This window comes from Azospirillum sp. RU38E, from assembly GCF_900188385.1.
Taxonomy (GTDB): domain Bacteria; phylum Pseudomonadota; class Alphaproteobacteria; order Azospirillales; family Azospirillaceae; genus Niveispirillum.
On sequence record NZ_FZOI01000004.1, the window covers coordinates 143,280 to 169,224 of the forward strand.

The window sequence follows — 25,945 nt, forward strand, 5'->3', positions numbered from 1 at the left end:
GTGAGATGGTCGAGACCGATACCGCCGCACTGGACAGGTGGCGCCGCCGCGCCACCTATGCCAGCGTCGCCGTGGCAATGACGCTGATCCTGGCCAAACTCACCACCTATATGGCGACGGATGCCGTCTCCATCCTGTCATCCTTGATCGACAGTTCGGTCGATCTGCTGGCCTCCGTCGTTACCTTGCTGGGGGTGGCGCGCGCCCTGCGCCCGCCCGACCATGCCCACCGTTTCGGCCATGGCAAGGCGGAGCCGCTGGCCGCCCTGGCCCAGGCCGCCTTCGTCGCCGGGTCCGGCGTGTTTCTCGGCTATGAAGGGGTGGGAAGGCTGGTTGATCCGCGCCCGGTGGGGGAAACCTGGCTGGGCATCGGGGTGATGCTGTTTGCCATCGCCATGACAGCGCTGCTGCTGGGTTTTCAGCGCTTTGTCATCCGGCGCACCGGTTCCATGGCCATCAATGCCGACAGCCTGCATTACAGCGGCGATCTGTTCATGAACGCCGCCGTCATCGTTGCGTTGGGCCTGACGGCTTGGACCGGCTGGCCCTATTGGGACCCGCTGTTTGCCCTGGGCATTGCCGGCTTCCTGGTCTGGGGGGCGAGCCGCATCGTCACCACCGCCCTGGATGTGCTGATGGACCGGGAATTGCCGGACGAGGACCGCCGAAAGGTGAAGGAGCTGGTGCTGGCCCATCATCAGGCCCGCGGCCTGCATGATCTGCGCACCCGCTCCACCGGTCTCGGTCAGCAGATTGAGTTCCATCTGGAACTGGACCCCGATCTGACCCTGGCCCAGGCGCACGATATTACCGATGAGATCGAGCGCGAATTGAAGGCCGCCTTCCCTACGGCCGAATTCGCTATCCATCAGGAACCGGCCGGGCTGGAGGATGAGCGGCTGGATAATCGCATTCGCGGCTGAGGTGGGCGGAACCCGCTGAAGGCAGCGGTGTTGATTGCCGATGAGGGGCTTCACGCCGGGAGCGGGCGGCGCCATAGTCGATCCACCCCACCCAAGCCCACACCCAACGCCGCCGGAGCCCGCCCGCATGTCGAACGATGCCCTTCCCCCGGCCCTGCTGGCGGCTTACGAGACGGCGTTGCGGCAAGGCGGCAGCGGGGATTTCATCCAGGATACCCGGCTGCATTATCTCCAGGCGCGGGGCATCTTCACCGGCTGGGCAGACCAGCCGGAAGACAGCCAAATCCCGGCAGAGCTTCTGTCCGCCAAACGGGCCGTGCTGGCCGATGGGCAGCCGCGACGGCTGACCGTGCGGCTTTTCATCCAGGGCTGCGCCCAGCCGGTCAGCCTTTCGCTTGCCGCCATGCGGGCCGAGGATGGGTCGATCAGCGGGCTGGTCGGCATCGGGCATGGCGTGCCAGCGGCCGACGCCGACCCGCAGGCGGCCGCCGCCCTGTTCGCCAAGGCAAACCATGATCTGCGCCAGCCCTTCCAGGCCATGCGTCTATTTTTGCACCTGCTGGAAAGCCGGGCGGCCGACCCGCGCCAGGGGGAGCTGATCCAGCGGCTGGGCGATGCGGTGGAGTCGGCGGCCCATCAGGTGAGCAGTTTGCTGGACCTTTCCGTGCTGCAGGCGGGTACGGCCAAACTGTCCCCCGGCCCGGTACCGCTGGGGCCGCTGCTGGCCCGGTTGGTGGAGGAACATCAGGAACAGGCGGCCAGCCTGGATGTACGCCTGCGCCATGTGCCCAGCGAATTGACCGTACAGAGCGACGGCATGATGCTGGATCGGCTGCTGCGCCAGTTGCTGGGCAACGCCCTGCGCCATGCCGGGCGCGGCGGCAAGGTCTTGCTGGCCGCGCGGCGACGGGGCCATCTGGCGGCGCTGGAGGTCTGGGACAGCGGCCCCGGCATCGCCCCTGACGATCAGGAACGCATTTTCCAACCTTTCGTGCAGCTGGAGGAAGCCGGACAGGGCCGGCGCGGCCTGGGATTGGGGCTTGCCATCGTGCAGCGCGGCGCGCAGGCGCTGGGCCACCGGGTGACCCTGGAAAGCGCGCCCGGCAAGGGTTGCCGTTTCAGCCTGCTGGCCAACCGCCACGGGATGGCGCCGCCCAGTCCCGCACCGGCCGCGGAGTCGCTGCCGGAAGCCCCCCTGGTGGCGGTGCTGGAGGATGATCGGCTGCAATTGGCAGCGCTTGAGATGCTGTTGCAGGAATGGGGCTATCGCACCGCCGTCGGCGGCAGCCAGACGGAATTGCAGGGGGAACTGGCCGGGCGCCAGCCAGACCTGATCATCACCGACCTGCATCTGCCGGGCGGGCAGAGCGGCCCCGATCTGGTACAGGCCCTGCGCGCCCGCTATGGCAGCGCGGTGCCGGCCCTGCTGCTGACCGGCGACGGCACAGCAGAAGCCCGCCGCAAGGCAGAGGCCGCTGGCATGGCGCTGCTGGGCAAGCCCGCCATGCCAGCCAGATTGCGCCGCGCGGTGGAGCAGGCGCTGGGTACCAGCAGGCCGGTTTAAGCTGCCTCCACAGCACCGGGAAAAATTGCCACGACGCATGGATGCCCGTATTGTTTCACGAATAAGTTCTGAGGGCTTATCGTGAAAAGATATTGTTTGGCAGCATTCCTGCTGGTCTGCTTCCTGTCGGCACCGCAAATCCAGGCTGCCGAAAGACCGGTGACCGTAACGGGTACCGATGGGGCCACCTTGGCAGGCACCTTGCTTTTGCCGGATGGCAGCGCTCCGGCACAGGGCTGGCCCGCCATTCTGCTGGTCCAGGGCAGTGGTCCCACGGATCGCAATGGCAACAGCGCCATGCTTCCGGACAAACCCATCGATCTGTTGAAACAACTGGCTGAGGCCCTGGCAGGGAAAGGCATCGCCAGCCTGCGGCTGGACAAACGGGGTATGCAGGCCAATGCTGCCCAGATGCCGCATGACCCGGCAGCCATGGCGCAGTTTTTCCGCTGGGGTGCTTTTGTCGGTGACCTTGCCGCCGCCTATGATGCTTTGGGCCGGGAAGACGGTATCAATGGCGCAAAGCGCGGCGTCATGGGCCATAGTGAGGGCGGGGCGCTGGTGCTCGCCGCCATTGACGAGGGGCGGATATCACCCGCCGCCATCGTGCTGCTGGGGACTGCCTCGCGCCCGCTGGGAGACGTGATTGCCGATCAATTACGAGCGCAAATGGCGCGGGCCAATGTGCCGGAGCCACCGCGCAAGGCTATTCTGGAAGCAGACGGGGCCATCCGTCGTGAAATCGTCAAGTCTGGTCAGGTGCCAGCCCAGGTACCCCCCGGCCTGCGGGGACTGTACCCGGCCTATATCGGCCCCTTCATGCAGGGGGCTCTCTCCTTGGACCCGCTCCGCGCACTGGCAAAGGTCAAAGCGCCGGTGCTGGTAGTCAACGGGGGCGATGACATCCAGATTTCGGCGGAAAAGGATGCTGGCCCCTTCCAAAAAACATTGGCCAGCCGACAGGATGGCAGCAGCGTCGCCATCCGCCCCGGACTGAGCCATAATCTGAAGGAAAATCAGAATGGCGGGTTCACCGGCCCGGTCGAGCCGGCGACACTGACACTGATCACCGGCTGGGTCTCGCAACGGCTGGCACAGAAATGAAGCGCCCCCGCGCCGGCATCACGGTGCCATGACGAAAACCGGCTCCACCTCCACCGGGAAATTCACCGAGCGGGCGATGAAGCATTTCTCATGCGCCGTATGGTGCATGTCGCGGGCCTTTTCGACATCGGCCTCTTTTGCCAATGTCACCGTGGGGCGCAGCAACACACGGGTGAACTGCCCCTCCCCGCCAGGATGTTCCACCATCCAGCCTTCCGCTGCATCCTGATAATCCGTGACCACGATTCCAGCCCCGGCACAAAGCCCCAGATACCAGAGCTTGTGACAGGCTGACAGCGAGGCCAGCAGCAGCTCCTCCGGGTTCCAGCGCGCCGGATCGCCCCGGAAGCTGGGATCGGACGAGCCGGCGATGGCGGGCTTGTCACCCGCATTGATCAGATGATCGCGCGAATAGGCACGATAGGCGCTGGTGCCCGTCCCCTGATTGCCGGTCCAGGTGACGTTGACCGCGTAATGGTGCTGTTTGTCGCTGGCGCTCATCTTTCAAGCTTCCTCATGCACGGGGTAGGGTCAGGCGGGCCGATAATCCCCCCAATGCCGTATCCTCGTCCAGTTCCAGCACCCCGCCATAGAGCCGGGCCAGATCATCGACAATGGCCAGCCCCAGCCCGCTGCCCGGCACCGCCTCATCCAGGCGGGTGCCACGGGCCAGCACGGCCGCCCGTCTGTCGGCCGGAATGCCCGGACCGTCATCGGCCACGATGATGCAAAGCTGGCCGGGGCCGGCCGGGGCAGCGGAAAGCCGGATTCGGCCCTCACACCATTTGGCGGCATTATCCAGCAGATTGCCGGCCATTTCCTGCAAATCCTGCCCTTCGCCGCGGAACAGCAGCCCATCGGGCACCTGCAGATCAAGGGCAATGTCCCGGTCCGGGTGCAGGCGCGGGATGGTGCGGGCCAGCCCCGCCAGGGCAGGCGCCACCGCCGTGCGCAGTCCCGCCCCCCGCGCCATGGCTGCGGCCCGCGCGCGCGACAAATGATGGTCGATCTGGCGGCGCATCCGCTCCGTCTCCGCCGCAATCAGCCGAGCACCCTCGGCATCGGCCATGCCATGGGCGCTGTTGGCGATCACCGCCAGCGGGGTTTTCAAGGCATGGGCCAGATTGCCCGCCTGGGTGCGGGCGCGTTCCACCATATCGGCATTGTCGGCCAGCACTTGGTTCAGATCATCGACCAGCGGCTGCACCTCTGACGGAAAGGCACCTTGCACCCGTGTTGACCGCCCGGCCCGCAGGTCGGCCAGGGCTGCGCGCAACCGGTCCAGCGGTACAAGCCCCAGCCGCACCTGCACCAGGGCCGCCGCCAGCAGGCCCAGCGCCAGCACACCCAGCGAGAGGGCCAGCACGCGGGCGAAATTCCCCGTCGCGGCCTCCAAGGCGGCGGCATTGGCGGCAACGGCAATATCCAGCGGCTGATCCGCATCGGGCAGGCTGACCCGCCGTTCCCAGATCAGCAGCGTGCCCCCCTCCGGCGCGGCGGCCCGGCGCAGATGCAGGGCGCCATCCGCCGGCACCGGGCCGCCCCCCGGCAAATCCTGATCCCACAGGGAGCGGGAGCGCAACCGTACCGTTCCCGCCTGCGACACCTGCCAATAAAGCCCAGACAGCGGCCGTTCAAAACGCGGATCGCTCAATTCCCGCGCCAGGGCCAGGGGCCGGCCAGCCCCCTGCCCCGGCGCCGACAAGGCGGCCGTTAACTGGTCCAGATGCTGTTCCATGGCGCGGGTCAAATCCGCCTCCACATGGCGGCGGAACAGGTCGGTCAGGGCCACACCGGCCACCAGCAGCGCCAGCAGCACCCAGATCACGGCCAGCGCCAGCAGGCGCCGCCCCAGGGAACCGACGCGCCCCATTAGGGCGCTGCCAACCGATAGCCGAGACCGCGTTCGGTATGGATCACATCCACCCCCAACTTGCGCCGCAGCCGGCCGATAAAGACCTCGATCGTGTTGCTGTCCCGATCGAAATCCTGGGCATACACATGTTCGGTCAGTTCGGTGCGGGAGATGACGCGGCCCTGGTGATGCATCAGGTAGGAAAGCACGCGCAATTCATGCGCCGTCAGCGTCACCGGCTGGCCCGCCACCGTCACCCGCCCGGCGCGGGTATCCAGCGCCACCAGCCCACAGGTGATCTCTGCCGCCGCCTGCCCGCCAGCCCGGCGGATCAGGGCGCGTACACGGGCCAGCAGTTCCTCCATGCGGAAGGGCTTGGCCAGATAATCATCGGCCCCGGCATCCATGCCCTCCACCTTTTCCTGCCAGGTGCCGCGTGCGGTCAGGATCAGCACAGGCATGGAGCGTCCCGCCGCCCGCCAACCCCGCAGCACCGACAGCCCGTCGCGCTTGGGCAGGCCCAGATCCAGCACCACCGCATCATAGGGTTCGGTCTCCCCCATGAAGGCCGCCTCCTCCCCATCGGGGGCCGTGTCCACGGCATAGGGGGCGGCTTCCAATGCGGCGCGCAACTGCGCCCGCAGTTGCGGATCATCCTCCACCACCAGCAGGCGCATCAATCCTTCTCCGGCCCATGTCCGTGCTTCGGTTCGGTCAGCCCGGCCCCCTTGGCTTTCAGCAGGGTGCCGGTGCGCGCATCGTAGCGCAGTTTGATCAGCCGGCCATCGGGGGACAGCAGCTCAATATCATAGACGATGGCATCGTCCTTCTCCTCCAGCTCCACTTCCAGCAGGCGGCCGGGAAAGGCCGCCTCCGCCCGCGCCACGATATCGCGCAGGGGCAACACCTCGCCCCGCTGCAGGGCGGTGCGGGCACGGTCATGGTCGGGCCGGTCATCACCGGCCGCCATGGGCGCCAGCGGTACGGCCAGAAGGGTGACGGCCAGCAAGGCCAGGGGGAGCAACAGGTTTCGCATGGGGACCAATATGACGGCGCCAAGCTGAACGGCCGATGAACGGGCCATTCAGCATCGGTTCAGGGCAGATGCATCAGAAAGGGTTTTATCGCAACAGCCCCAATTGGAAGGATTATGACAATGAAGACCCGGAACCTGAAGATCGCCGCCCTGACGCTCGCCACCGGCCTGATCGCCCTGCCGCTGGGCGGTTTCGCCCTGGCACAGAATGCCACCCCCGCCACCCCGGCGGCCACCCCCGCCCTCCCGCAGGGTCAGCCGATGGGCATGACCCAGGTGATCGACCACCTGTCAGCCAAGGGCTATACCGAAATCCGCGAGGTGGAGCGCAAGAGCGACAAGCTGTTCGAGGTGAAGGCCCGTGACAGCCAGGGCATCCGCCGCGAATTGCTGGTGGATGCCCGCAGCGGCGAAATCCTGAAAGATGAGCGCGACTGACCACCAGACGGACAGCGGAATTTTCGCAACTGTACCCCCATCCCGCATCGGGATGGGGGCTTGACTTGAATCAAGGCGGGCAAATCATTTCCGGTGCCAACTTTCCCCCAGTTAGTGATGACTTTTTGGGGGTTGGCCCGTGAACCGCATCTATCGCCTGCCGGTAGCCACAAAGGTGGCCGCCATGAATGCCTTCGGTCTTCTGCTGCTCTGCGCCCTGATCTTAGGCTTTGCCAATCAGCAGATGAGTGTCGCCATGGAGCGCAATGCCCATGCCACCCAGAAGCTGTCCATGCAACTGGCCTGGAACGCGGTGAAGAACGAAGGCACCCCCAGCCTGAAGGATGGCAAGCTGTTTGCCGGTGACACCGCGCTGGAGGGCAATCAGCCCCTGATCCAATCCATCGCCAGCGTCACCGGCGGTCGCGTCACCCTGTTCAAGGGTGATATCCGGGTGGCCACCAATGTCACCGGTGCCGATGGCAAGCCGGCCGTCGGGACAAAACTGACCAGCGCCGAGGCACGCGAAGCCGTGCTGGACCGCGGCCAACCCTATCGTGGCGAAGTGGACATCCTGGGAGAGCGCTACTACGCCGCCTATGATCCGCTCAAGGATGCCAATGGCCAAACCATCGGTATCCTTTATGTCGGCCTGCGTAAGGCCGACCTGTTCGCGGAATTCAACCGGGCCCTGCGATGGATCGTGATCGGTGGTGGCGTGATCGCACTGGCCATCATCCTGGGTGGCCATGCCGTCACCGCCAGCCTGCTGCGGCCGTTGCGCTCCCTGCGGGAAACCATGGATGCTATGCGTACCGGTGACCTGTCGCGCAGCGTGGAAGGCACGGAGCGGCTGGATGATGTGGGCGCCATGGCCCGCGCCGTCGCCGTGTTCCGCGACGGGTTGGCGGAAACCGAGGCCCTGCGCGCAGCACAGGAGGAAGAGCGTCAGGCCGCCGAAGGCCGCCGCGTCGAAGCCCTGGCCGCCATGGCCGACACAGTGGAACGCGAAACCGGCAGTGCCGTGGACCGCGTTTCCGAACGCACCCATATGATGGAGGCTGAGGCCGACCAAATGGCCGCCGCCGCCCGCCGCGTCGGCGCCAATGCCGAGGGGGTGGCCGCCGCCGCCGCCCAGGCCCTGTCCAACGCCCAGACGGTGGCCAGCGCCACCAACCAGCTGACCGCCTCCATCCAGGAAATCGGCAATCAGGTCGCCCATTCCAGCGACGCCACTGCCCGCAGCGTACAGGCCGGCAGCGAAGCCGTTACCGCCATCGACGCCTTGGCCGGTGCCGTGTCGCAGATCGGCGATGTGGCGCAGATGATCGCCGACATCGCCGCCCAGACCAACCTGCTGGCCCTGAATGCCACCATTGAAGCCGCCCGCGCCGGGGAGGCCGGCAAGGGTTTCGCCGTGGTGGCGGGTGAGGTGAAGAATCTGGCCGGCCAGACGGCACGGGCGACGGAGGATATCAACCGCCGCATCGGTGAAATCCAGCAGGTACGCGACCGGGCGCTGGCCGCCGTGCATGATATCGGGGCACGCGTGGGCGAGTTGAACGAGGTATCGGCCGGCATCGCCGCTGCCGTGGAACAGCAATCGGCCGCCACTGCCGAAATCGCCCGCAATGTGGAACAGACCGCCCAGGCCGCGCGGGAAGTATCCTCCCGTATTGCCGAGGTGTCACAGGAGGCTGCCGCCACCGACAATGCTGCCGGCACGGTGCGCACCGCCTCGCACGGGCTGGCCGAGGCGGTGACGGCGCTGCGTGGCACCCTGGTGCGGGTGGTCCGCCAGTCGGCCGAGGAGGCGGAAAAGCGCCCGGCCCGCCGTTTCGTGCTGGACCGCGACGCCACAGCCGAAACCAAGGCCGGGCAGAAGCGGGTGCGGGTGCAGAATATCTCTGAAGCCGGGGTGACGCTGGCCGGTCTGGATGCCAATACGGCGCGCGGGGTGTTGGTGCTGGATGGTCTGCGCCTGCCCTTCCACGGGCTGAAGGCCACCGACCGCCATTTGCACGCCGCCTTTGAACTGGACGAGGCGACGGCCAAGGCCTTCCTGGCCCGGCTGCCACACTTGGTGGATGGCTGTCAGGAACTGGCAGCGTAAAGGCAATAGCGGGAAGGCCCGACCGGGCCTTCCTTCACCATTCCGGCTGCCAGGTGATCCCGGCCACCAGCCGCTTGCCGCAGGGGCCGGGGGCATCAGCCTTGGCCAAACCCGGCGTGTCGGAGAAGGTGAGCGACAGCGACACCGTGTTGATGCTGTAGGAGAGGCCCACGGCCCATTCATTATAATCCGGGCCTGCGCGGTCTTCGCGCCGGTTCCATTGCCGCCCGACATGGCCGAACAGGGCGAAATTATCGTCCAGCTGCCACTGGGCTTCCAAAGCCAGATACAGCGCGTCCCCGGCATGGCCGGAATTATCAGGCGTGGCAATGGCAATCAGGCCGATCTGACCATGCTCCGTCACCGGCTGGTGCAGCACGGCGGAGAATTCCCACAGATTGGCATCGCTATCGGACGGCGCACCGGGATAGCCGATCCAGGTCGCCGCCAGCTCAAGATTGCCATCAGCGATCTGCCAATCCTTAGCCAGGTAGAAATCCACCTCCGACCAGTTGTTACCCTCCCCCTCACCGATGGTGGAAGCCCAGGTGCCCAGGGTGAACCCCTCACCCAGCGCACGGGCCAAGCCCAGTTGCAGTGCCGGCTTGCCACCGGAATTGCTGAGGCTGCGATCAACATAATCGGTAACGATGGCGGCATCCGCCGTCCAGTCCTGCGCCTGGGCGGCGGGCCAGGAAGACAGCAATGCCATTCCGCAGATGCCGGCCAGCCAGCCCCAAACCTTCATCATCCCGACACCGCCGCCTTTTTTGATCCAGCGGGTTCCGCCTGCATCCCCTGCAGGCAGCACCGCCCTTTTGATCCGCTGAGGATAAAAAGGGCGTCTGGCGGAAGCCATCTGAATGAAGGTGCAAAAGCAGTAGATTCCACTGATGAAGAGGTGAATGTTTATTCTTTATGCGCTGAAATTGAGAGACGTTATTATTAAAGATACCATCACTCCTGCGCGACACTAAGAATAATTCTCTATTTCACCGGTTCATGCAGATTTTCTCTTGGGGTCTGTCGGGAATGTTATACACGATTTGATTTTATGTATCACCGTCACCCCGGCGCAGGCCGGGGTGACGGTGAGGATAAAGTAAGGCGTTGATAATAAAAAAAAGCTTCCCGACACCCCTCAGGGTGTCGGGGTCTGGGGCACAGCCGTCTTTTCCGATGGGGGCATGATCATCAGGATCTTGCCCTGCAGGGGCTCCAGCGGTTGATAGCCCAGTGAGATGGCGACGATATAGCCGGGGATGATCAGCGCCCCAATCACCACCCCGACCAGACCGGCCAGCCGCACCCAGCCTCGCCCGCCGCGTACCGAGGTCGGCGGGATTTTCTCCAGCTCCGCCATGGCCAGCGCCATGCTGGCCGGCTGCACCTTCTGGGCGGGATAGATCAGGACGCGGGATTTAGCGGGCTTCATCAGTATCAACTTCTAATCGGGGGATGGAGGCAGCCTTTGGAGCACTCCAGTCATAGTGGCAAGGGTCTGGATTGCCCTGTTTATCAAAGTACCGGGGCGGTGGCGGCTCGTCATCTTCAATGACAGTGACCATCATCGGCGATCCCACAAGTCTTTCCACCAGTTCCTGTCTCTGGGTCACCGCAGGCAGCCCAAGAAAGAGAATGGGAACCGCTGAAGCACCAAAGGCTGGCCCGGAAAGCCCGACACCAGCCAGCTTTTCCCGCCCGAAATATTTAGCGGGATTTATGGGTGCGTTTTTCCGCACGGGGTGGAGTGACTTCTTCTAAGACGAAAACTCCCGGACAATATATAGCCAAGGATGCATCCCCTATGTCAAACTCTGCAAACATGAACGGCACGCCCACGGCTTGTTCCACCGTCTCCTGCTCATACGTCACGACAGACAGCCAGAGCGAGATGACGAGAAGGCCCCCCATACAGGTTGCCAGCCCGGAAAGCCCGGCACGGACCACCTTTCCCGACCAACCTGACATGGGCACCCCCGGTTTCTGCCGCCAGGCTATGATACCACCATCCGCTCCAATGTCTCCAGCCGATCTGCCTCTGCCGCTGGTTTGTCCCAGCGGATGCGGCTGATGCGGGGGAAGCGCATGGCGATGCCACTTTTGTGCCGGGCGGAGGAGTGAACGCTGTCGAACGCCACCTCGAACACCAGCCCCGGCGACACCTCCCGCACCGGGCCGAAACGGTTGCTGGTATGGTTGCGCACCCAGCGGTCGATCTGGGCCAGTTCTTCATCCGTAAAGCCGAAATAGGCTTTGCCGACCGGCACCAGTTCGCCCCCTGCCCCCGGCTCTCCCCGCCAGGCCCCAAAGGTGTAGTCGCTGTAAAAGCTGGAGCGTTTGCCATGGCCACGCTGGGCATACATCAGCACGCAATCGGCCACCAGCGGCCCGCGCTTCCATTTGAACCAGGGGCCTTTGGGGCGGCCGGCGACATAGGTGCTGTCGCGCCGTTTCAGCATCACCCCTTCGATGGCGCCATCTTCCACCGCGCTGTCGCGGGCATTCAGCCGCAAGGTGGCCAGTTCTTCCCAATTTTGGAAATCCAGCAGGGGGGACAGGTCCATGGCGTTGGGGTTGCTGCGGGCGAACCAGCCTTCCAACCGGGCGCGGCGTTCATCGAAGGGAAGGCCGCGCAGGTCTTCATCGCCGTCAAACAGGATATCGTAAATCCGCACCCAGGCCGGATAGTCCTTTAGCAGTTTCGCCGTAACCTGCTTGCGGTTCAAGCGTTGCTGGAGGTCGTTGAAGGGGGCGATGCGGCCATCGCGCGCCACCAGCAATTCCCCATCCAGCACGGCGGTAAAGCCCATATGCGCCGCCACATCGGGGAAGGCGGTGGCGATCTGGTCGCCGGTGCGGCTGTAAATCCGCGCCGCCCCCGGCTGGCCGCGTGCCACCAGCTGCACGCGGATGCCATCCCATTTCCATTCAGCGCGGAAATCCGTGGCTGAAAGGCTCTCCAAATCCCCCTCCTCCAGCGGATGGGACAGCATCATCGGGCGGAAACCGCCGGTGCCGGCCACATCCGGGCGGGGGCCGCTGCCCGAGAGCCAGTCGAACAGCGGTTGATAGGGTGGGGTCAGCCCGTGCCAGATTTCCTCAATCGCATCCACATCCACGGCCACGCCGCGCGCCGTGCCATAATCGGCCAGGGCCGTCTTGGCCAGCCGGGCCGACACGCCGATACGCATTCCGCCGGTGATCAGCTTCAGCAGCGCCCAGCGCCCCGTGGCGTCCAGCCCATCCAGCCAGCCTTCGATCAGGCCTGGTACCTCTGCCCGTTTGGCCCCGGCCAATGCTGCAACGATCTCCGACAAGGACGGCGATGGCTGGTTGCTGCCGGGCCGCTGCGGCCAGATCAGGGCCACGGTTTCGGCCAGATCGCCGACAAAATCATAGGAGAGTGCGAACAGGGTGGCATCGGTGCGCGACGCCACCAGTTCGCGCACCAGGGCCGGCTTGGCGGCAGCAAAGGACAGGCCGCCGGTCAGCGCCGCCAAGCCATAGCCGCGATCCGGGTCCGGCGTCTGGGCAAAATAATCCACCAGCAGGCGGAGCTTGCCATTGCGGGCGGGCTGATAGGCCAAGGCATCGATCAGGGCGGCGAACCGTTCCATGGTTCACGTCTCCTCATCGCCGAAACCGACCAGATGCAGGGGCCGGGCGCGGAAGCCGTTCAGATTGGCCCAATGCACCAGCGCCTCCTCCGCGCCATGGGTCACCCAAACTTCCGGGGCGGCCACATCCTGCAGGGTCTGGCAGAGTTCATCCCAATCGGCATGATCGGAAATCACCAGCGGCATCTCCACCCCGTGCTGGCGGGCACGTGCGCGGACCCGCATCCAGCCGGATGCATAAGCGATCAGGGGATCGGGCAGGCGGCGGGCCCATTTATCCATCAGGGCCGATGGTGGGGCCAGCACAATGGCGCCCCGCATCTCCTCCTTGGCGGCTGCGGTGGCCGGGCGCAACTCCCCCAGATCGACGCCATGGCGTTGATACAGCTCACACAGTGGCAGGTGGGCGCCGTGCAGATAGATAGGCTTATCATAGCCCGCCTCCCGCAGATGGGCGATCAGCCGCTGACACTTACCCAGCGCGTAGCAACCCACCACCAGCGAGCGCTCCGGGAACACCTGCCCGGCATGGAGCAGCCGGGCAATCTCCGCCGCTGCGGGCGGGTGGCGGAAGACCGGCAGGCCGAAGGTGGCTTCCGTGATGAAGGCATCACAGGCCACCGGCTCAAACGGGGCGCAGGTGGGATCATGCCGGCGCTTATAATCACCGGAAACCACGACGCGGCTGCCCTGATAGTCCAGCACCACCTGGGCACTGCCCAGCACATGGCCCGCCGGCACCAGGGTGACGGTGACATCATGGATACGCAGCGGCTGGTGATAGGCCAGCGCCTGCAGGCTGCCGCCCGCCCCCTCCCCCAACCGTGCCCGCATGATATCCAACGTCGGCAATGTCGCCAGCACATGGGCATGGCCCGGCCTTGCATGGTCGGAATGGCCATGGCTGATGATTGCGCGGTTGACGGCACGGATAGGGTCAACATGGAACCCGCCCGGTTCCACCCAAAGGCCGCCACCCTGTTCCGGCGGGCAGGGTCGCACCCAACTGTCGGGCGGCGGGGGTGGGTCGGTGGCTGGCATGGTCATATCCCTGATATAGGCTCTATTCCAGCCTCTGCCAGCCGCTCCCCGTTCAACCCGCCTTCATGTGGATGGCCGACCCCGGCCCCAGCGGCAGATCCAGGATCACCCAGCCGGAGAATAGGGCGACAGCGGCAAAGCCCATCCACAGCGCCAGTGGCAGCATGGTGGCGATCAGCGAACCGATGCCAAATCCTGGCACATAGCGCTGGCACATGATCAGGATCAGCGGGAAATAGGGCAGCAGCGGCGTGATCGGGTTGGTGAAGCTGTCCCCCACGCGATAGGCTGCCTGTGTGGCTTCCGGGGTGACACCGACCAGCATCAGCATGGGCACCAGCACCGGCCCCAGAATGGCCCATTTGGCGGACGCACTGCCGATGAGGATATTGATCAGGGCCGAGACCAGGATCAGCGCCAGCATCAGCGGCAACCCGACAATGCCGGCGGATTTCAGCATCTCCGCCCCTTCGATGGCAAGGATCACCCCCAGGTTCGACCAGCCGAACAGGGCGATGAAGACGGCACAGCAGAAGGCCAACACAATATAGCCGCCCATATCGGCCATGGATTGGCCCATCATCCGCACCACATCCTTGTCATTGCGGATGATGCGGGCGCCGATGCCATAGGCGATGCCGATGATCAGGAAAATGGCGAACAGCATCGCCACCAGCCCCTTCAGGAACGGTTCCACCGTGCCCTTGGCATCGCGGAAGATCGCCCCTTCCGGCAGCACGGCGGCCAGCATGGCCAGGATGCACAGCAGCAGCGCCCCGCCGGCAAAGCGCAGGCCGCGCCGTTCCGCCGCCTGCTGCGCTTCCGTCACCGTTTCCACCGTCACCACATGGCCGGCGGGAACGGGGGCGGTGGCCAGCAGGCGCGGTTCCACCAACCGGTCCAGCACGACGGTGCCGACGATGCTGAACAGCGGCACAAAGGCCATCATCAGATACCAGTTGGCGGTCACCGGCACCTCATAGGCGGGATCGACCAGCCGGGCCGCCGCCTGGGTGATGCCGGCCAGCAGCGGGTCCAGCCCGGTGATCAGGATGTTGGAGGAAAAGCCCGCTGACACCCCGGCAAAGGCGGCCGCGATACCGGCGACCGGATGCCGCCCTACACTGTGGAACATCAGGCCGGCCAGCGGGATCAGCACCACATAGCCGGCATCGGTGGCCAGGCTGGATTGCACGCCGGCGAATATCACCGTGAAGGTCAGCAGGCTTTTCGGCATGGCGCGCACCAGCGCCCCCAGCGACGCCCCGATCAGCCCGGTCTTTTCCGCCACGCCGACGCCCATCATCACCAGCAGCACCATGGCCAGCGGCGGGAAGCTGGCGAAAATGGTCGGCATGTCGGTGAACAGGCGGCGGATATTCTCCGCCGACAGCAGGCTGACCGCCGCCACCTCCTTGCCCGTCGCCGGATGGAGGGCCGAGACGCCCATGCCGGCCATGGTGGCCGACAGGGCGATCAGGATGATGATGGCGATCAGGAACAGGCTGGCCGGGTCGGGCAGGCGGTTGCCCACCCGTTCAATGGCGCCCAGAATGCCGCCCGAGGATTGTCCGATAGGTTGGTTTGCCATACTGCCTTCCTTGTCCGTTTTTCGGGGCCGGTCTTACCGCCGGCACCATCGCTTCAGTGCTAACCGCAGAGCTGGGTTGCGGCAAGCGGGAAGCAGCCTTGCAGCCCCTGATCCGCGTTTGCGTGCCGCCCGGCGCGGGGGCATTCTCCGCTGCAAAGCAGGAGAGACAGATGCAGGACTTCCTTTCCATCCATCCCGAGGTCGCCCAGGCGTTGAAGCAGGGCCGGGCCGTGGTGGCTCTGGAATCGACCGTGATCAGCCATGGCCTTCCCTATCCGGCCAATGTGGAGACCGCCCGCGCCATCGAGGCGGCGGTCCGGGCCGAAGGGGCGATCCCCGCCACCATCGCCGTGCTGGATGGTCGCATCCGCGTCGGTCTGGATGATGAGGATCTGGAACGGCTGGCCCAGCCGGGCGTGCGCAAGGTCAGCCGGCGGGATCTGCCGCTGGCCCTGGCGCAGCAGGCTGATGGCGCCACCACCGTGGCCTCCACCATGATTGCCGCCCATCTGGCCGGCATCGCCGTGTTCGCCACGGGCGGCATTGGCGGTGTGCATCGTGGCATGGAAACCACGCTGGATATCTCCGCCGATCTGGAAGAACTGGCCGGCACCGATGTGGCCGTCATCTGCGCCGGGGCCAAGGCCATCCTGGACCTGCCGCGCACGCTGGAATATCTGGAAACCAAGGGCGTGCCGGTGATCGGCTATGGCACCGACCGGTTCCCCGCCTTCTACACCGCCAGCCTGCCGCTGCCGGTGGATGGGCGCTGCGACACGCCGGACGAGGTGGCGCGCGTGCTGCGCGCCAAATGGCTGCTGGGTCTGGGCGGCGGCGTGGTGGTCGGTGTGCCAATCCCCGATGCCGCCGCCCTGGATGCCGAAGCGGTGGAAGCTGCCATTCAACGCGCGGTGGCGGAGGCAGACGCCCAAGGCGTGCGCGGCAAGGCGCTGACCCCCTTCCTGCTGAAGCGGATGGAGGAATTGACCGACGGTGCCAGCCTGACGGCCAACCGCGCCCTGTTGTTGAACAATGCCGCCGTGGGCGCCCGCATCGCTGTGGCCTATGCCCAGCAGAAATCCGAACTGACCCTGCCGAAGAAGGTACAGACGGCCAAGCGCCCGCCGGGCTATTGATCCGCAGCAGCCAGGATTGTCATTGCCAAGGCCGCGCCCCCGGGTGCGGCCTTGTGGCTTCAACCCTGATGCCGGACGGGGAAAGATGCAGGGCATGGGCACCCCGCCGCACAATATCATCCCGCCGGATGATCAGCGGGGCCGGGCACTCTGCTTCCTCCCGCAGGCTGATGACAGCATTCAGCGCCTCTGCCGGGCAGGTCACGGCGCCTTCCCGGTCGTCGATCAGGGCGAGCACCTGCCCCTTGGCCCGGTATAGACAGATGGCCCCGTCACAGGTCAGCCCGTCCTTGGCACTGCCGGATTTGGGCCAGCGGCGGGGTGGGTCCGGCAGCCCGTCCCGCAGCGCCCAGGCATTGCTGTCAAAGCGTGCGCGCTGTCGGGTGGAAACCAGCAAACCGCCATCGGCGGCGCGGATGCCAATCACCCCAGCATCGGCATCCACCCGCACATCCGGCGGGGCGAAGAACAGAAAGCTGAGCGGCATCAGCAGGATACCCACCAAACCCCACCACCGCACCCGCCCCTGCCAGATACCCAGCCACAGGCCACCCAGCGTGAAGGCAACCAGCCCCCAGAGCGGCATGACTGGCAGGGTCAGCGTGGCACCGGGCAAACCGGCCACCAGACGGGCGGTCCAGAGGATACCCTCCACCCCCCAGCCCATGGCGCTGATGGCCCAGCCCTCCAGCCCCAGCGGCATCAGCAGGCAGGCCAGCAGCCCGCAAGGCATCACCCAGAAGCTGGTCAAGGGCACGGCAATCATGTTGGAGAGCAGCCCGTAATTGGCCACCTTCTGGAAATTATAGACGGCGTAGGGCGTCGTCGCCAGACTGGCCACCAGGGAAGTGAGAATCAGCCCGCCGGCATAGGCGGCCAGCTTGCCCACCCAGCCGCCACCGCCTTCCCGCCGTCTCCGCGCCAGCCAGGGGGCGAGTGCGTCATAGACCATGATCAGGGCGGCCACGGCGGCAAAGGACATCTGAAAGCTGGGGCCGGTCAGGCTGTCCGGCACCACCAGCAGCACCGCCACCCCGGCGGCGGCAATGACCCGCAGGGAAAACGGATTGCGATCGGCCAGCACAGCCAGCAGCATGATCCCCGTCATCAGCACCGACCGCAGCGTCGGCACCGGCGACCCCACCATCAGCATGTAGAAGAACGCCGCCGCCATGGCCAGCACGGCGGCATATTTCTTGATCGGATGGCGCAGGGCCAAGGCCGGCCACAATGCCAAGCCGCCGCGCACCAGCAGAAACACCAGCCCCGCCACCAACCCGATATGCAGGCCGGAGATGGAGATCAGGTGCTGCAGGCCTGAGACCCGCATGGCCGCCAGATCATCGTCAGGGATACCGCTGCTGTCCCCATTCAACAGGGCGGTGGTCAACCCGGCGGCCCCGCCCTGCAACCGCGCCTCCACCTTTGTGGCGATGGCTTGGCGCAGCCGTTCCAGCCACAATCCCCAATCCCCATCCGCCGACGCGACCGCCTGTCCTTTACGCTCCAGCCGCACATAGGCCACGACACTGCCGCCAATGCCCTGGAAATAGGAATAGCGTCGAAAATCAAAGGCATCCGGCTCCACCGGACCGCCAGGGCCGGCGACCCGGCCCCAGATGCGCACCTTCTCCCCCAAGGGCGGCAACATGTCATCCGGTCGCAGCAAGACGGTCAGTCGTTTTGGCGTCTCCGCGGCCGGGACAACGGCAATCCAGGGATCGGCCAGTTGCAGCCGCAAATCATGTTCCTGCTTTTGCAGCGCCACCACCCGGCCGGTCACCACCGTTGGGCCACGGGCGGCATCCAGCATGGGGGCGGCCATGCCGGCCGTCCGCCACGCCCCCGCCAGCAACCCCAGGGCCGGGACCAGCAGCAGGATGGCCGCCAGCCGCCCGGCGAGCGGCCAGCGCAGCCCCAGCGTCAGGCTGAGGGTCAGCATCGCCACCGCCAGCACCCCCACAAGCCACAGGGGCGGTTCCAGCGGCAGGGCGAAATAGGCACCAATGCCCAACGACAAGGTGACCGGTATCCACAGCAACCACTGGCCCTGTTCAGCCGCCAGCGCGCCCAGCAGGCGCCGTGCCAGCGCCAGGGGTGACCAGCCCTCCCCTGTCCAGGCCCAGGGCCCCGCTATTCTTATGTGCGTGCTTTGCCGCATTGGTGATGACCGTCACGGTGCATAAGGCCCGCTGCTGTGCTACATCTGCCGGCAACGGACTGGTTTACCCGCAGAAGATTGTATTAATCATGAAAATTGTCACCCGTTTCGCACCATCCCCCACCGGTTTTCTGCATATTGGCGGTGGCCGCACAGCCCTGTTCAACTGGCTTTTCGCCAAGCACCATCAGGGCACCTTCCTGCTGCGGATCGAGGATACCGACCGCGCCCGTTCCACCCAGGCGGCCGTCGATGCCATTCTGGATGGGCTGAAATGGCTGGGCCTGGAATGGGACGGTGAAGCGGTCAGCCAGTTCGAACGCAAGGACCGTCACGCCGAAGTGGTGGCGGAAATGCTGGCCAACGGCACCGCCTATCGTTGTTATTGCACCCCGGAAGAGCTGGACGCGATGCGGGAGGCGCAGAAGGCCGCCGGTCAGCAGCCGCGCTATGACGGTCGCTGGCGCGACCGCGACCCGTCGGAAGCACCGGCCGGCATCGCCCCCGCCATCCGCCTGAAGGCCCCGCGCGAGGGGGAGACGGTGGTGAATGACCATGTGCAGGGCGAAGTGCGGGTGCAGAACAGCCAGCTGGATGATCTGATCCTGCTGCGCTCCGACGGCACACCTACTTACCTGCTGGCCGTGGTGGTGGACGACCATGATATGGGTGTGACCCATGTGGTGCGCGGTGACGATCACCTGACCAATACCTTCCGCCAGCTGCAGATCTATAATGCCATGGGCTGGGCAGCCCCGGAATTCGCGCATATCCCGCTGATCCACGGGCCGGACGGGGCCAAGCTCTCCAAGCGCCATGGCGCCTTGGGGATTGAGGCCTATCGCGACATGGGCTTCCTGCCGGAAACCATGCGCAATTACCTGCTGCGTCTGGGCTGGGGCCATGGCGATGCGGAGATTATCTCCACCGAACAGGCCATCGAATGGTTCACGCTGGAAGGGATCGGCCGCTCCCCCTCCCGGCTGGACTTCGCCAAGATGGAGAACCTGAACGCCCATTATATTCGGGAGGCGGATGATGCGCGGCTGGTGGCCCTGACCAGCCCCTTCATTGAGGCCAAGATCGGCCGCGCCTTGACGGACGCGGAGAAGGAACGGCTGTTGCGTTCCGTGCCCGGTTTCAAGCCGCGCGTGAAAACCCTACTGGAATTGGCAGATGGTTCACTCTATCTGTTTGCCAACCGGCCGCTTGCCCTGGATGACAAGGCAGCGGCCCTGCTGACGGCCGAGGCACGGTCGCAGCTGGCGGCGCTGGCAGAAGCGTTCGCCGCGTCGCCCGATTGGAGCGGTGCTGCACTGGAACAGATCGTGCGCGACCATGCGGAGCGCACCGGTCTGAAGCTGGGCAAACTGGCCCAGCCCTTGCGCGCCGCCCTGACCGGTTCCACCGTTTCGCCGCCGATTTTCGAGGTGGCGGAAATTCTTGGTCGCGCCGAGACCTTGGTGCGGCTGGAAGATGTCGCAAAGGGTGGATAATTTGATGCAGTTGCGTTGCCATTGCTGCGCCGCGCAACTACACTCCGCCACCTAAAAAGAACCCCGGGGCAGCCGCCCCACCCAAGAACACCTTGAGGACGTGCCGATATGAGCCAGACTCCCCAGACGGCGGGCGATGGAACCGCCGATACGGTGACCCTGATCGATAACCGGAACGGCAAGCAAGTCACCTTGCCCATCCTGCACGGCGCGACGGGGCCGGATGTCATCGACATCCGCAAGCTCTATGCGGCCACCGGCTGCTTCACCTACGATCCGGGTTTCACCTCCACCGGCTCCTGCGAATCGGCAATCACCTACATCGATGGCGATGAAGGCGTGCTGCTGCACCGCGGTTACCCGATCGAGCAGTTGGCGGAGAAGAGCGACTTCCTGGAAGTCTGCTACCTGCTGCTGAACGGCGAGCTGCCGAACCCGGAGCAGAAGGCCAAGTTCGAGCAGACCATCACGCGCCACACCATGGTGCATGAGCAGCTGGCGAACTTCTTCCGTGGCTTCCGCCGCGATGCCCACCCGATGGCCATCATGTGCGGCGTCGTCGGCGCCCTGTCGGCCTTCTATCACGACAGCACCGACATCAATGACCCGACCCAGCGCATCATCGCGTCGCACCGGCTGATCGCCAAGGTGCCGACCATTGCTGCCATGGCGTATAAGTATTCGGTCGGTCAGCCCTTCGTCTATCCGCGCAACGATCTGGGCTTTGCCGAGAACTTCCTGCACATGACCTTCGCGGTCCCGTGCGAGCAGTACAAGGTGAACCCGGTCATCGCCAAGGCGATGGACAAGATCTTCATCCTGCACGCCGATCACGAGCAGAACGCCTCGACCTCCACCGTGCGTCTGGCCGGTTCGTCGGGTGCCAACCCGTTCGCCTGTATCGCCGCCGGCATCGCCTCCCTGTGGGGTCCCGCGCATGGTGGTGCGAACGAGGCCGTGCTGAAGATGCTGGAAGAGATCAAGTCCGTTGATCGCATTCCGGAATTCATCAAGCGCGCCAAGGACAAGAACGACAATTTCCGTCTGATGGGCTTCGGCCACCGGGTCTACAAGAACTACGACCCGCGCGCCAAGGTTATGCAGCAGACCTGTAAGGAAGTGCTGGCCGAGCTGGGGATCAAGGACGATCCGCTGCTGGATATCGCCGTGGAGCTGGAGCGGATCGCGCTGTCCGACGAGTACTTCATCGAGAAGAAGCTGTACCCGAACGTCGACTTCTATTCCGGCATCATCCTGAAGGCGATCGGCTTCCCGACCAGCATGTTCACCGTGCTGTTCGCGCTGGCCCGTACCGTCGGCTGGATCAGCCAGTGGAAGGAAATGATTGAGGATCCGACCCAGAAGATCGGTCGTCCGCGTCAGCTCTATACCGGTCACGTGACGCGGGATTTCGTCCCGCTGAACGAGCGTGGCTGAGCGGCTGAATAGTCAGCATAAAGCGGGCGGCCCCCTGTGGGCCGCCCGTAACGCCCAATCCATGTTCGCAGCACCCGTCTTCCTCTGGCGGGCGCCAACTGCCGCCAATGATAATCCCGCGCCCCTGGGCAAAAGACTGGCCCGTCTGGCCAAACTATTGGCGATTATCGCTGTGGTCGGTGGTCTGGGTTATGCGGTGTTGGCACTGTAAATTTCCAACATCTGCCTAAACGAAAAAACCCCGCCGGGCTTGATTGCCCAGGCGGGGTTTTTCGTATCCCCTCCCCGCCCGTTGCCGAGCGGGGAAAGGCATAGCCGAACCGATCACGTATCCAGGAAGCTGCGCAGCTTGCGGGAACGCGACGGGTGCTTCAGCTTGCGCAGCGCCTTCGCCTCGATCTGGCGGATACGCTCGCGGGTCACGCTGAACTGCTGGCCCACTTCTTCCAGCGTATGGTCGGTATTCATGCCGATGCCGAAGCGCATCCGCAGAACCCGTTCCTCACGGGCGGTCAGGGTGGCCAGTATACGGGTGGTGGTCTCGCGCAGGTTCGCCTGGATGGCGGCATCGAGGGGCAGAACGGCGTTCTTATCCTCGATGAAATCGCCCAGATGCGAATCTTCCTCGTCGCCAATCGGCGTTTCCAGGGAGATCGGCTCCTTGGCGATCTTCAACACCTTGCGGACCTTCTCCAGCGGCATCATCAGCCGCTCGGCCAGTTCCTCCGGCGTCGGCTCCCGCCCGATCTCGTGCAGCATCTGACGGCTGGTGCGCACCAGCTTGTTGATCGTTTCGATCATATGCACGGGAATACGGATGGTGCGGGCCTGATCGGCGATCGACCTCGTGATCGCCTGCCGGATCCACCAAGTGGCATAGGTGGAGAACTTGTAGCCGCGCCGATATTCGAACTTATCCACCGCCTTCATCAGACCGATATTGCCTTCCTGGATCAAGTCCAGGAACTGCAGGCCACGGTTGGTGTATTTCTTGGCGATGGAGATCACCAGACGGAGGTTGGCTTCCACCATCTCCTTCTTGGCGCGGCTGGCTTCCTTCTCGCCCTTCTGCACGGTGGAGACGATGCGGCGGAACTCACCGATCGGCAACCGCGCCTGGGTGGAGACGTCACCAATATTTTCCCGCACGCGGGCAACCTCGTGCGAGGAGCGTTCGGCAAAACGGCCCCAGGCCTTGGAGATATTCTTGCAGCGGTCCAGCCAGTTCGGGTCCAGTTCCGACCCGTAATAATGCTGCAGGAAGTCTTCACGCTTTACGCGGCAATCAGTGGCCAGACGAAGCAGGCGGCCTTCAAAGCCCAGCAGCTTGCGGTTCAGGGCATAGAGCTGTTCGACAAGCTGTTCGATACGGCCATTGTTCAGGCGCACGGAATTGACCAGTTCGGTCAATTCGGCCTTCACCTTCTCGTACTTCTTGTCCGCACCCTTGACCTCTTCGCCGCGCTGCAAGGCCGCCAGACGCAGCTCCTGCATCTTGTGCAGGCGCTCATAGGTCTCTTCGATCTTGCCGAAGGTTTCCAGCACCTTGGGCTTCAGCTCGGCTTCCATGGCGGAAAGGGAGACATTGCCTTCCTCTTCGCCGTCGGCGGCCGGGCCGGTGCCCTCGCCTTCACCCTCTGCGCGCTCGCCTTCCTCTTCCTCACGGTCGGCGGCCGGGCCGTCCAGCGTCTCCGGCGGCAGCTCACCCGATTCCGGGTCAACGCCGTAAGAGGCATCCAGATCGATAATGTCGCGCAGCAGCATCTTGCCGTCCTGCAACGACTGATGCCATTCGATGATGGCCTGAATGGTCAGCGGCGATTCGCAAATCGCCCCAATCATCATTTCCCGGCCGGCTTCGATGCGCTTGGCGATGGCGATTTCGCCTTCGCGCGACAGCAGCTCCACCGAACCCATTTCGCGCAGATACATGCGCACCGGGTCATCGGTGCGGCCGATATCATCATCGTCCAGGTTACCGGACTGGCGGCCTTCGCCGTCGCCGGCTTCGCCGTTGCTCTCTTCCTGTTCCTCTGCCTCGACGACATTGATGCCCATTTCGGACAGCAAGGCCATCGTGTCTTCGATCTGCTCGGAAGACGAACTGTCCTGCGGCAGGGCCGCGTTCAGCTCGTCATAGGTGACGTAGCCACGCTCCTTGCCCCGCGCGATCATCTTCTTGACGGCAATTGCCATGCCGTCCATCAGAGGGCCGTTCGCTTCCTCTTCACGCTGCTCCGACACTTCCGCCGTCTGCGCCGCTTTAGTCGCCATTCGCTCGCTGCCCCCGTACCTTCAAGGCTGCCACCGGTAAACGCAAATGGACGACTCGGGCAAGTGCCCGGTCATCCACCAATCTCTGTCCTGGCTACAAAATCAAAAAGTGACATACGACTGTGTCGGCCAAGACACAGTTTCGGCGTGGATAGGTTACACGAGCCCCCATACCCCTCGGCATGTGCCCTTATACCCCATCCTGATCGGGATCATTGGTATGCCCCCGGCGGTTCAGCACTTCCTGTTGAAGCATTCGTAAGCGTGCCAGATCGGCTTCGCTGAAGGTTTCAGCGAAACGTCGCTCGGCTTCCCGCAGTTCCTGCTGAAGCAATGTCACCTCGGAGCCTAACCAAACCTCCTGCCAGCCACTCTTCGCCGCTTCGATGGACGCTCCTGGTTGCGCAAACTTCGGCGCGTCTGCACTCAGCAGACTATCCAGCGTCTCTTGAAAGCCGCGCAGAGACAGGTGGCGCTTCAAGCCGTCCGCGTCAAGTGCTGATTCGGCCGTCAGACATGCAACAAGCGCCTGACGCAGCATTTCCAGCGCCGGATCGCTGAAATCTGCCTGGCCCAGCAGTTCCCCCACCTGTTCGAACAGGGCAGGATGGTGCAGCACGGTGACCAACAGCCAGCGCTCCCGCCGGCGCGGATCGGTCAGGATGGCGCCGCTGCGGTGGCTTTTGTCCCACAGGTGACTGACGGGAATATCCCCCGGCCGCAGACGGCGCGGCCCGCCGCTGCCGCCAAAGCTGCGCCCACCGCCTTCGCCAAAGCCCGCCCCCCGGATGGCGGCGCGCAGCTTGTCGCGCAAAGCGGCGCGGTAATTATATTGCACCGACTTGTCGGCGATGGCGTCGGTCAACTGGTTGATGGTGCTTTCAATGGTCAGCCGGCCTTCCGCCGTGCGCGGCTCATTGCCCTGGCGGGCATATTCCCAGATGAAATCTTCCAGCGACAGGGCCCTGTCCAGCACCGCCTCAAACGCTGCCTTGCCGCCACCCCGGATCAGGCTGTCCGGGTCTTCCTTTTCCGGCATGAAGGCAATGCGGGCCGATACGTCGGGCGTCAGCACCGGCAGGATGCGTTCCACCGCCCGTTGCGCCGCCCGCCGGCCGGCATTATCGCCATCAAAGCAGAGGATGGGCCGGCGACGTCCCTCCGGTGCCAGTTTCCACAGCTCCTGGATCTGGGTTTCCGTCAGGGCCGTGCCCAGGGGTGCCACCGCCCCTTCGAACCCGGCCATGACGCAGGAAATCACATCCATATAGCCTTCGGTGACGATCAGCGATTGGCCATCCGCCGCCGCCTGCCGCGCCCGCGACATGCCGTAGAGAATGTGCCCCTTGTGGAAGAGCGGGTTTTCAGCCGAATTGATATATTTCGGCCCGTCCCCTTCCAGCACGCGCCCGCCAAAGGCCACCACCCGGCCCCGCCGGTCGGTGACGGGGAACATCACCCGGTTCCAGAAGAAATTGCGCACCGCCTTGCCGTTTTCGGGCCGCTTGAACAGCCCGACCTCGATCATGTCGGCCTCGCCATAGCCGGCCTCGGTGAGTACGGCATAGAGCCCCGCCCCGTCCTGCGGGGCGTAGCCCAGGCGGAAGCGGGCGATACCCTCGCCATCCAACCCGCGCCGACGCAGATAATCCAGCGCCATACGGCCGCCATGGCTGAACAGCTGCTGCTCATAATATTTGGCTGCGCGTTCCACCAGATCATAGAGCGACTTCTGCCGCTCGAACCGCTCACGCTCCTGCGGGGTGGCCTTGGGCACCGCCATGCCCACTTCGCCCGCCAGATTCTCCACCGCCTCCATGAAGGAGAGGTTGTCATAGCGCATGACGAAACCGATCTGGTCGCCATGGGCACCACAGCCGAAGCAGTGAAAAAAGCCCTTCTGGTCGTTGACATAGAAGCTGGGCGACTTCTCATTATGGAAGGGACAGGGCGCCTTGAATTCCCGCCCGGCGCGGATCAGGCGCATACGTTTCTGCACCACTTCCGACACGGAAATGCGGGTGCGCAACTCTTCCAGAAACTGCGGCGGCAGGGCCATGTGAAGGCGGACTTCCCATCAACGGGCAGACAGATCAGCCGGCAACCATACAACAGGCACCCGCCGCTGTGCCATGTGGCTGCAGACTTATCCCCAG

General features: G+C 64.7%; 21 protein-coding genes. 9 read left to right on the forward strand and 12 right to left on the reverse strand.

Translation table 11 applies throughout. The features are described from left to right. Nucleotides 1–5: 5 nt before the first annotated feature. From CHB97_RS10380 to CHB97_RS10390, 3 genes are all read left to right on the forward strand, one after another. On the forward strand, nt 6–923 hold the full coding sequence (locus CHB97_RS10380; RefSeq protein WP_089287896.1) for a cation diffusion facilitator family transporter: 918 nt from the start codon (nt 6–8) through the stop codon (nt 921–923). Nucleotides 924–1,050: 127 nt separating this feature from the next. Next, nucleotides 1,051–2,487: a hybrid sensor histidine kinase/response regulator gene (locus CHB97_RS10385; protein WP_160105748.1), complete on the forward strand. Its 1,437-nt coding sequence runs from the start codon at nt 1,051–1,053 to the stop codon at nt 2,485–2,487. A 96-nt stretch (nt 2,488–2,583) separates the two neighbouring features. Beyond that, the gene (locus CHB97_RS10390; protein ID WP_089287898.1) at nt 2,584–3,591 is read left to right on the forward strand and encodes a S9 family peptidase; all 1,008 of its coding nucleotides are present in this window, start codon (nt 2,584–2,586) and stop codon (nt 3,589–3,591) included. An 18-nt stretch (nt 3,592–3,609) separates the two neighbouring features. Here the strand turns inward: CHB97_RS10390 and CHB97_RS10395 are convergent, their stop codons facing one another. Genes CHB97_RS10395 through CHB97_RS10410 form a run of 4 tightly spaced genes read right to left on the reverse strand, consistent with a single transcriptional unit; the run spans nt 3,610 to nt 6,482 of the window. Continuing rightward, the gene (locus CHB97_RS10395) at nt 3,610–4,092 is read right to left on the reverse strand and encodes an OsmC family protein (RefSeq protein WP_089287899.1); all 483 of its coding nucleotides are present in this window, start codon (nt 4,090–4,092) and stop codon (nt 3,610–3,612) included. Nucleotides 4,093–4,105: 13 nt separating this feature from the next. Further along, the gene (locus CHB97_RS10400) at nt 4,106–5,464 is read right to left on the reverse strand and encodes a sensor histidine kinase (RefSeq protein ID WP_089287900.1); all 1,359 of its coding nucleotides are present in this window, start codon (nt 5,462–5,464) and stop codon (nt 4,106–4,108) included. Beyond that, a complete protein-coding gene (locus tag CHB97_RS10405; protein ID WP_089287901.1) occupies nt 5,464–6,123 on the reverse strand; it encodes a response regulator transcription factor in 660 nt (219 codons plus the stop codon). The genes CHB97_RS10400 and CHB97_RS10405 overlap by 1 nt, the downstream gene beginning before the upstream one ends. Beyond that, entirely contained in the window at nt 6,123–6,482 is a 360-nt protein-coding gene (locus CHB97_RS10410; protein WP_089288109.1) for a PepSY domain-containing protein, read from the reverse strand. Before CHB97_RS10410 ends, CHB97_RS10405 begins: the two co-directional genes overlap by 1 nt. Before the next feature lie 120 nt (nt 6,483–6,602). Here CHB97_RS10410 and CHB97_RS10415 point away from each other — a divergent pair, with 120 nt between their 5' ends. Then, nucleotides 6,603–6,920 (forward strand): PepSY domain-containing protein, encoded by a 318-nt coding sequence (locus tag CHB97_RS10415; RefSeq protein ID WP_160105750.1) that lies wholly within the window; start codon nt 6,603–6,605, stop codon nt 6,918–6,920. A gap of 139 nt (nt 6,921–7,059) precedes the next feature. Next, nucleotides 7,060–9,033, forward strand: a complete 1,974-nt coding sequence (locus tag CHB97_RS10420; RefSeq protein ID WP_089287903.1) for a methyl-accepting chemotaxis protein — start codon at nt 7,060–7,062, stop codon at nt 9,031–9,033. Between the two features lie 34 nt (nt 9,034–9,067). Here CHB97_RS10420 and CHB97_RS10425 read toward each other — a convergent pair whose 3' ends face one another. The 5 genes from CHB97_RS10425 to CHB97_RS10450 form a co-directional block, all read right to left on the reverse strand. After that, nucleotides 9,068–9,784 carry a TorF family putative porin gene (locus tag CHB97_RS10425; RefSeq protein WP_160105752.1) on the reverse strand — a complete coding sequence of 239 codons (717 nt, stop codon included), beginning with the start codon at nt 9,782–9,784 and terminating at the stop codon, nt 9,068–9,070. Nucleotides 9,785–10,174: 390 nt separating this feature from the next. Continuing rightward, nucleotides 10,175–10,468, reverse strand: a complete 294-nt coding sequence (locus tag CHB97_RS10430; RefSeq protein ID WP_089287905.1) for a hypothetical protein — start codon at nt 10,466–10,468, stop codon at nt 10,175–10,177. Nucleotides 10,469–11,030: 562 nt separating this feature from the next. Then, nucleotides 11,031–12,653 (reverse strand): cisplatin damage response ATP-dependent DNA ligase, encoded by a 1,623-nt coding sequence (locus CHB97_RS10440; RefSeq protein WP_089287907.1) that lies wholly within the window; start codon nt 12,651–12,653, stop codon nt 11,031–11,033. 3 nt (nt 12,654–12,656) lie between these two features. Further along, the gene (locus CHB97_RS10445) at nt 12,657–13,694 is read right to left on the reverse strand and encodes a ligase-associated DNA damage response exonuclease (protein ID WP_371333003.1); all 1,038 of its coding nucleotides are present in this window, start codon (nt 13,692–13,694) and stop codon (nt 12,657–12,659) included. A gap of 52 nt (nt 13,695–13,746) precedes the next feature. Continuing rightward, nucleotides 13,747–15,285: an AbgT family transporter gene (locus tag CHB97_RS10450; RefSeq protein WP_089287909.1), complete on the reverse strand. Its 1,539-nt coding sequence runs from the start codon at nt 15,283–15,285 to the stop codon at nt 13,747–13,749. A 170-nt stretch (nt 15,286–15,455) separates the two neighbouring features. Here CHB97_RS10450 and CHB97_RS10455 point away from each other — a divergent pair, with 170 nt between their 5' ends. Beyond that, entirely contained in the window at nt 15,456–16,421 is a 966-nt protein-coding gene (locus tag CHB97_RS10455; protein ID WP_089287910.1) for a pseudouridine-5'-phosphate glycosidase, read from the forward strand. Between the two features lie 19 nt (nt 16,422–16,440). On the opposite strand, the gene CHB97_RS10460 is transcribed toward CHB97_RS10455, so the two are convergent. Continuing rightward, nucleotides 16,441–18,582, reverse strand: coding sequence for a ComEC/Rec2 family competence protein (locus CHB97_RS10460; RefSeq protein ID WP_089287911.1), 2,142 nt, complete (start codon nt 18,580–18,582; stop codon nt 16,441–16,443). Nucleotides 18,583–18,671: 89 nt separating this feature from the next. Between CHB97_RS10460 and gltX the strand changes: the two genes are divergently transcribed. From gltX to CHB97_RS25895, 3 genes are all read left to right on the forward strand, one after another. Then, nucleotides 18,672–20,078 (forward strand): glutamate--tRNA ligase, encoded by a 1,407-nt coding sequence (gltX, locus tag CHB97_RS10465; RefSeq protein ID WP_089288110.1) that lies wholly within the window; start codon nt 18,672–18,674, stop codon nt 20,076–20,078. A 108-nt stretch (nt 20,079–20,186) separates the two neighbouring features. Beyond that, entirely contained in the window at nt 20,187–21,515 is a 1,329-nt protein-coding gene (gene gltA, locus CHB97_RS10470) for a citrate synthase (RefSeq protein ID WP_089287912.1), read from the forward strand. Continuing rightward, entirely contained in the window at nt 21,508–21,726 is a 219-nt protein-coding gene (locus CHB97_RS25895; RefSeq protein WP_089287913.1) for a hypothetical protein, read from the forward strand. The genes gltA and CHB97_RS25895 overlap by 8 nt, the downstream gene beginning before the upstream one ends. A gap of 113 nt (nt 21,727–21,839) precedes the next feature. Here CHB97_RS25895 and rpoD read toward each other — a convergent pair whose 3' ends face one another. Together rpoD and dnaG are read right to left on the reverse strand one after the other, a co-directional pair. Beyond that, nucleotides 21,840–23,789, reverse strand: a complete 1,950-nt coding sequence (gene rpoD, locus CHB97_RS10475; RefSeq protein WP_089287914.1) for an RNA polymerase sigma factor RpoD — start codon at nt 23,787–23,789, stop codon at nt 21,840–21,842. A 190-nt stretch (nt 23,790–23,979) separates the two neighbouring features. Further along, a complete protein-coding gene (gene dnaG, locus CHB97_RS10480; protein WP_089287915.1) occupies nt 23,980–25,848 on the reverse strand; it encodes a DNA primase in 1,869 nt (622 codons plus the stop codon). Nucleotides 25,849–25,945: the final 97 nt, after the last annotated feature.

Excerpts from the sequence above, each read along its gene's own strand:
- CHB97_RS10380 (WP_089287896.1), top strand. The coding sequence starts at position 6 with ATGGTCGAGACCGATACCGCCGCACTGGACAGGTGGCGCCGCCGCGCC.
- CHB97_RS10385 (WP_160105748.1), top strand. The coding sequence starts at position 1,051 with ATGTCGAACGATGCCCTTCCCCCGGCCCTGCTGGCGGCTTACGAGACG.
- CHB97_RS10395 (WP_089287899.1), bottom strand. The coding sequence starts at position 4,092 with ATGAGCGCCAGCGACAAACAGCACCATTACGCGGTCAACGTCACCTGG.
- CHB97_RS10400 (WP_089287900.1), bottom strand. The coding sequence starts at position 5,464 with ATGGGGCGCGTCGGTTCCCTGGGGCGGCGCCTGCTGGCGCTGGCCGTG.
- CHB97_RS10405 (WP_089287901.1), bottom strand. The coding sequence starts at position 6,123 with ATGCGCCTGCTGGTGGTGGAGGATGATCCGCAACTGCGGGCGCAGTTG.
- CHB97_RS10410 (WP_089288109.1), bottom strand. The coding sequence starts at position 6,482 with ATGCGAAACCTGTTGCTCCCCCTGGCCTTGCTGGCCGTCACCCTTCTG.
- CHB97_RS10415 (WP_160105750.1), top strand. The coding sequence starts at position 6,603 with ATGAAGACCCGGAACCTGAAGATCGCCGCCCTGACGCTCGCCACCGGC.
- CHB97_RS10425 (WP_160105752.1), bottom strand. The coding sequence starts at position 9,784 with ATGATGAAGGTTTGGGGCTGGCTGGCCGGCATCTGCGGAATGGCATTG.
- CHB97_RS10430 (WP_089287905.1), bottom strand. The coding sequence starts at position 10,468 with ATGAAGCCCGCTAAATCCCGCGTCCTGATCTATCCCGCCCAGAAGGTG.
- CHB97_RS10440 (WP_089287907.1), bottom strand. The coding sequence starts at position 12,653 with ATGGAACGGTTCGCCGCCCTGATCGATGCCTTGGCCTATCAGCCCGCC.
- CHB97_RS10445 (WP_371333003.1), bottom strand. The coding sequence starts at position 13,694 with ATGCCAGCCACCGACCCACCCCCGCCGCCCGACAGTTGGGTGCGACCC.
- CHB97_RS10450 (WP_089287909.1), bottom strand. The coding sequence starts at position 15,285 with ATGGCAAACCAACCTATCGGACAATCCTCGGGCGGCATTCTGGGCGCC.
- CHB97_RS10455 (WP_089287910.1), top strand. The coding sequence starts at position 15,456 with ATGCAGGACTTCCTTTCCATCCATCCCGAGGTCGCCCAGGCGTTGAAG.
- CHB97_RS10460 (WP_089287911.1), bottom strand. The coding sequence starts at position 18,582 with ATGCGGCAAAGCACGCACATAAGAATAGCGGGGCCCTGGGCCTGGACA.
- gltX (WP_089288110.1), top strand. The coding sequence starts at position 18,672 with ATGAAAATTGTCACCCGTTTCGCACCATCCCCCACCGGTTTTCTGCAT.
- gltA (WP_089287912.1), top strand. The coding sequence starts at position 20,187 with ATGAGCCAGACTCCCCAGACGGCGGGCGATGGAACCGCCGATACGGTG.
- rpoD (WP_089287914.1), bottom strand. The coding sequence starts at position 23,789 with ATGGCGACTAAAGCGGCGCAGACGGCGGAAGTGTCGGAGCAGCGTGAA.
- dnaG (WP_089287915.1), bottom strand. The coding sequence starts at position 25,848 with ATGGCCCTGCCGCCGCAGTTTCTGGAAGAGTTGCGCACCCGCATTTCC.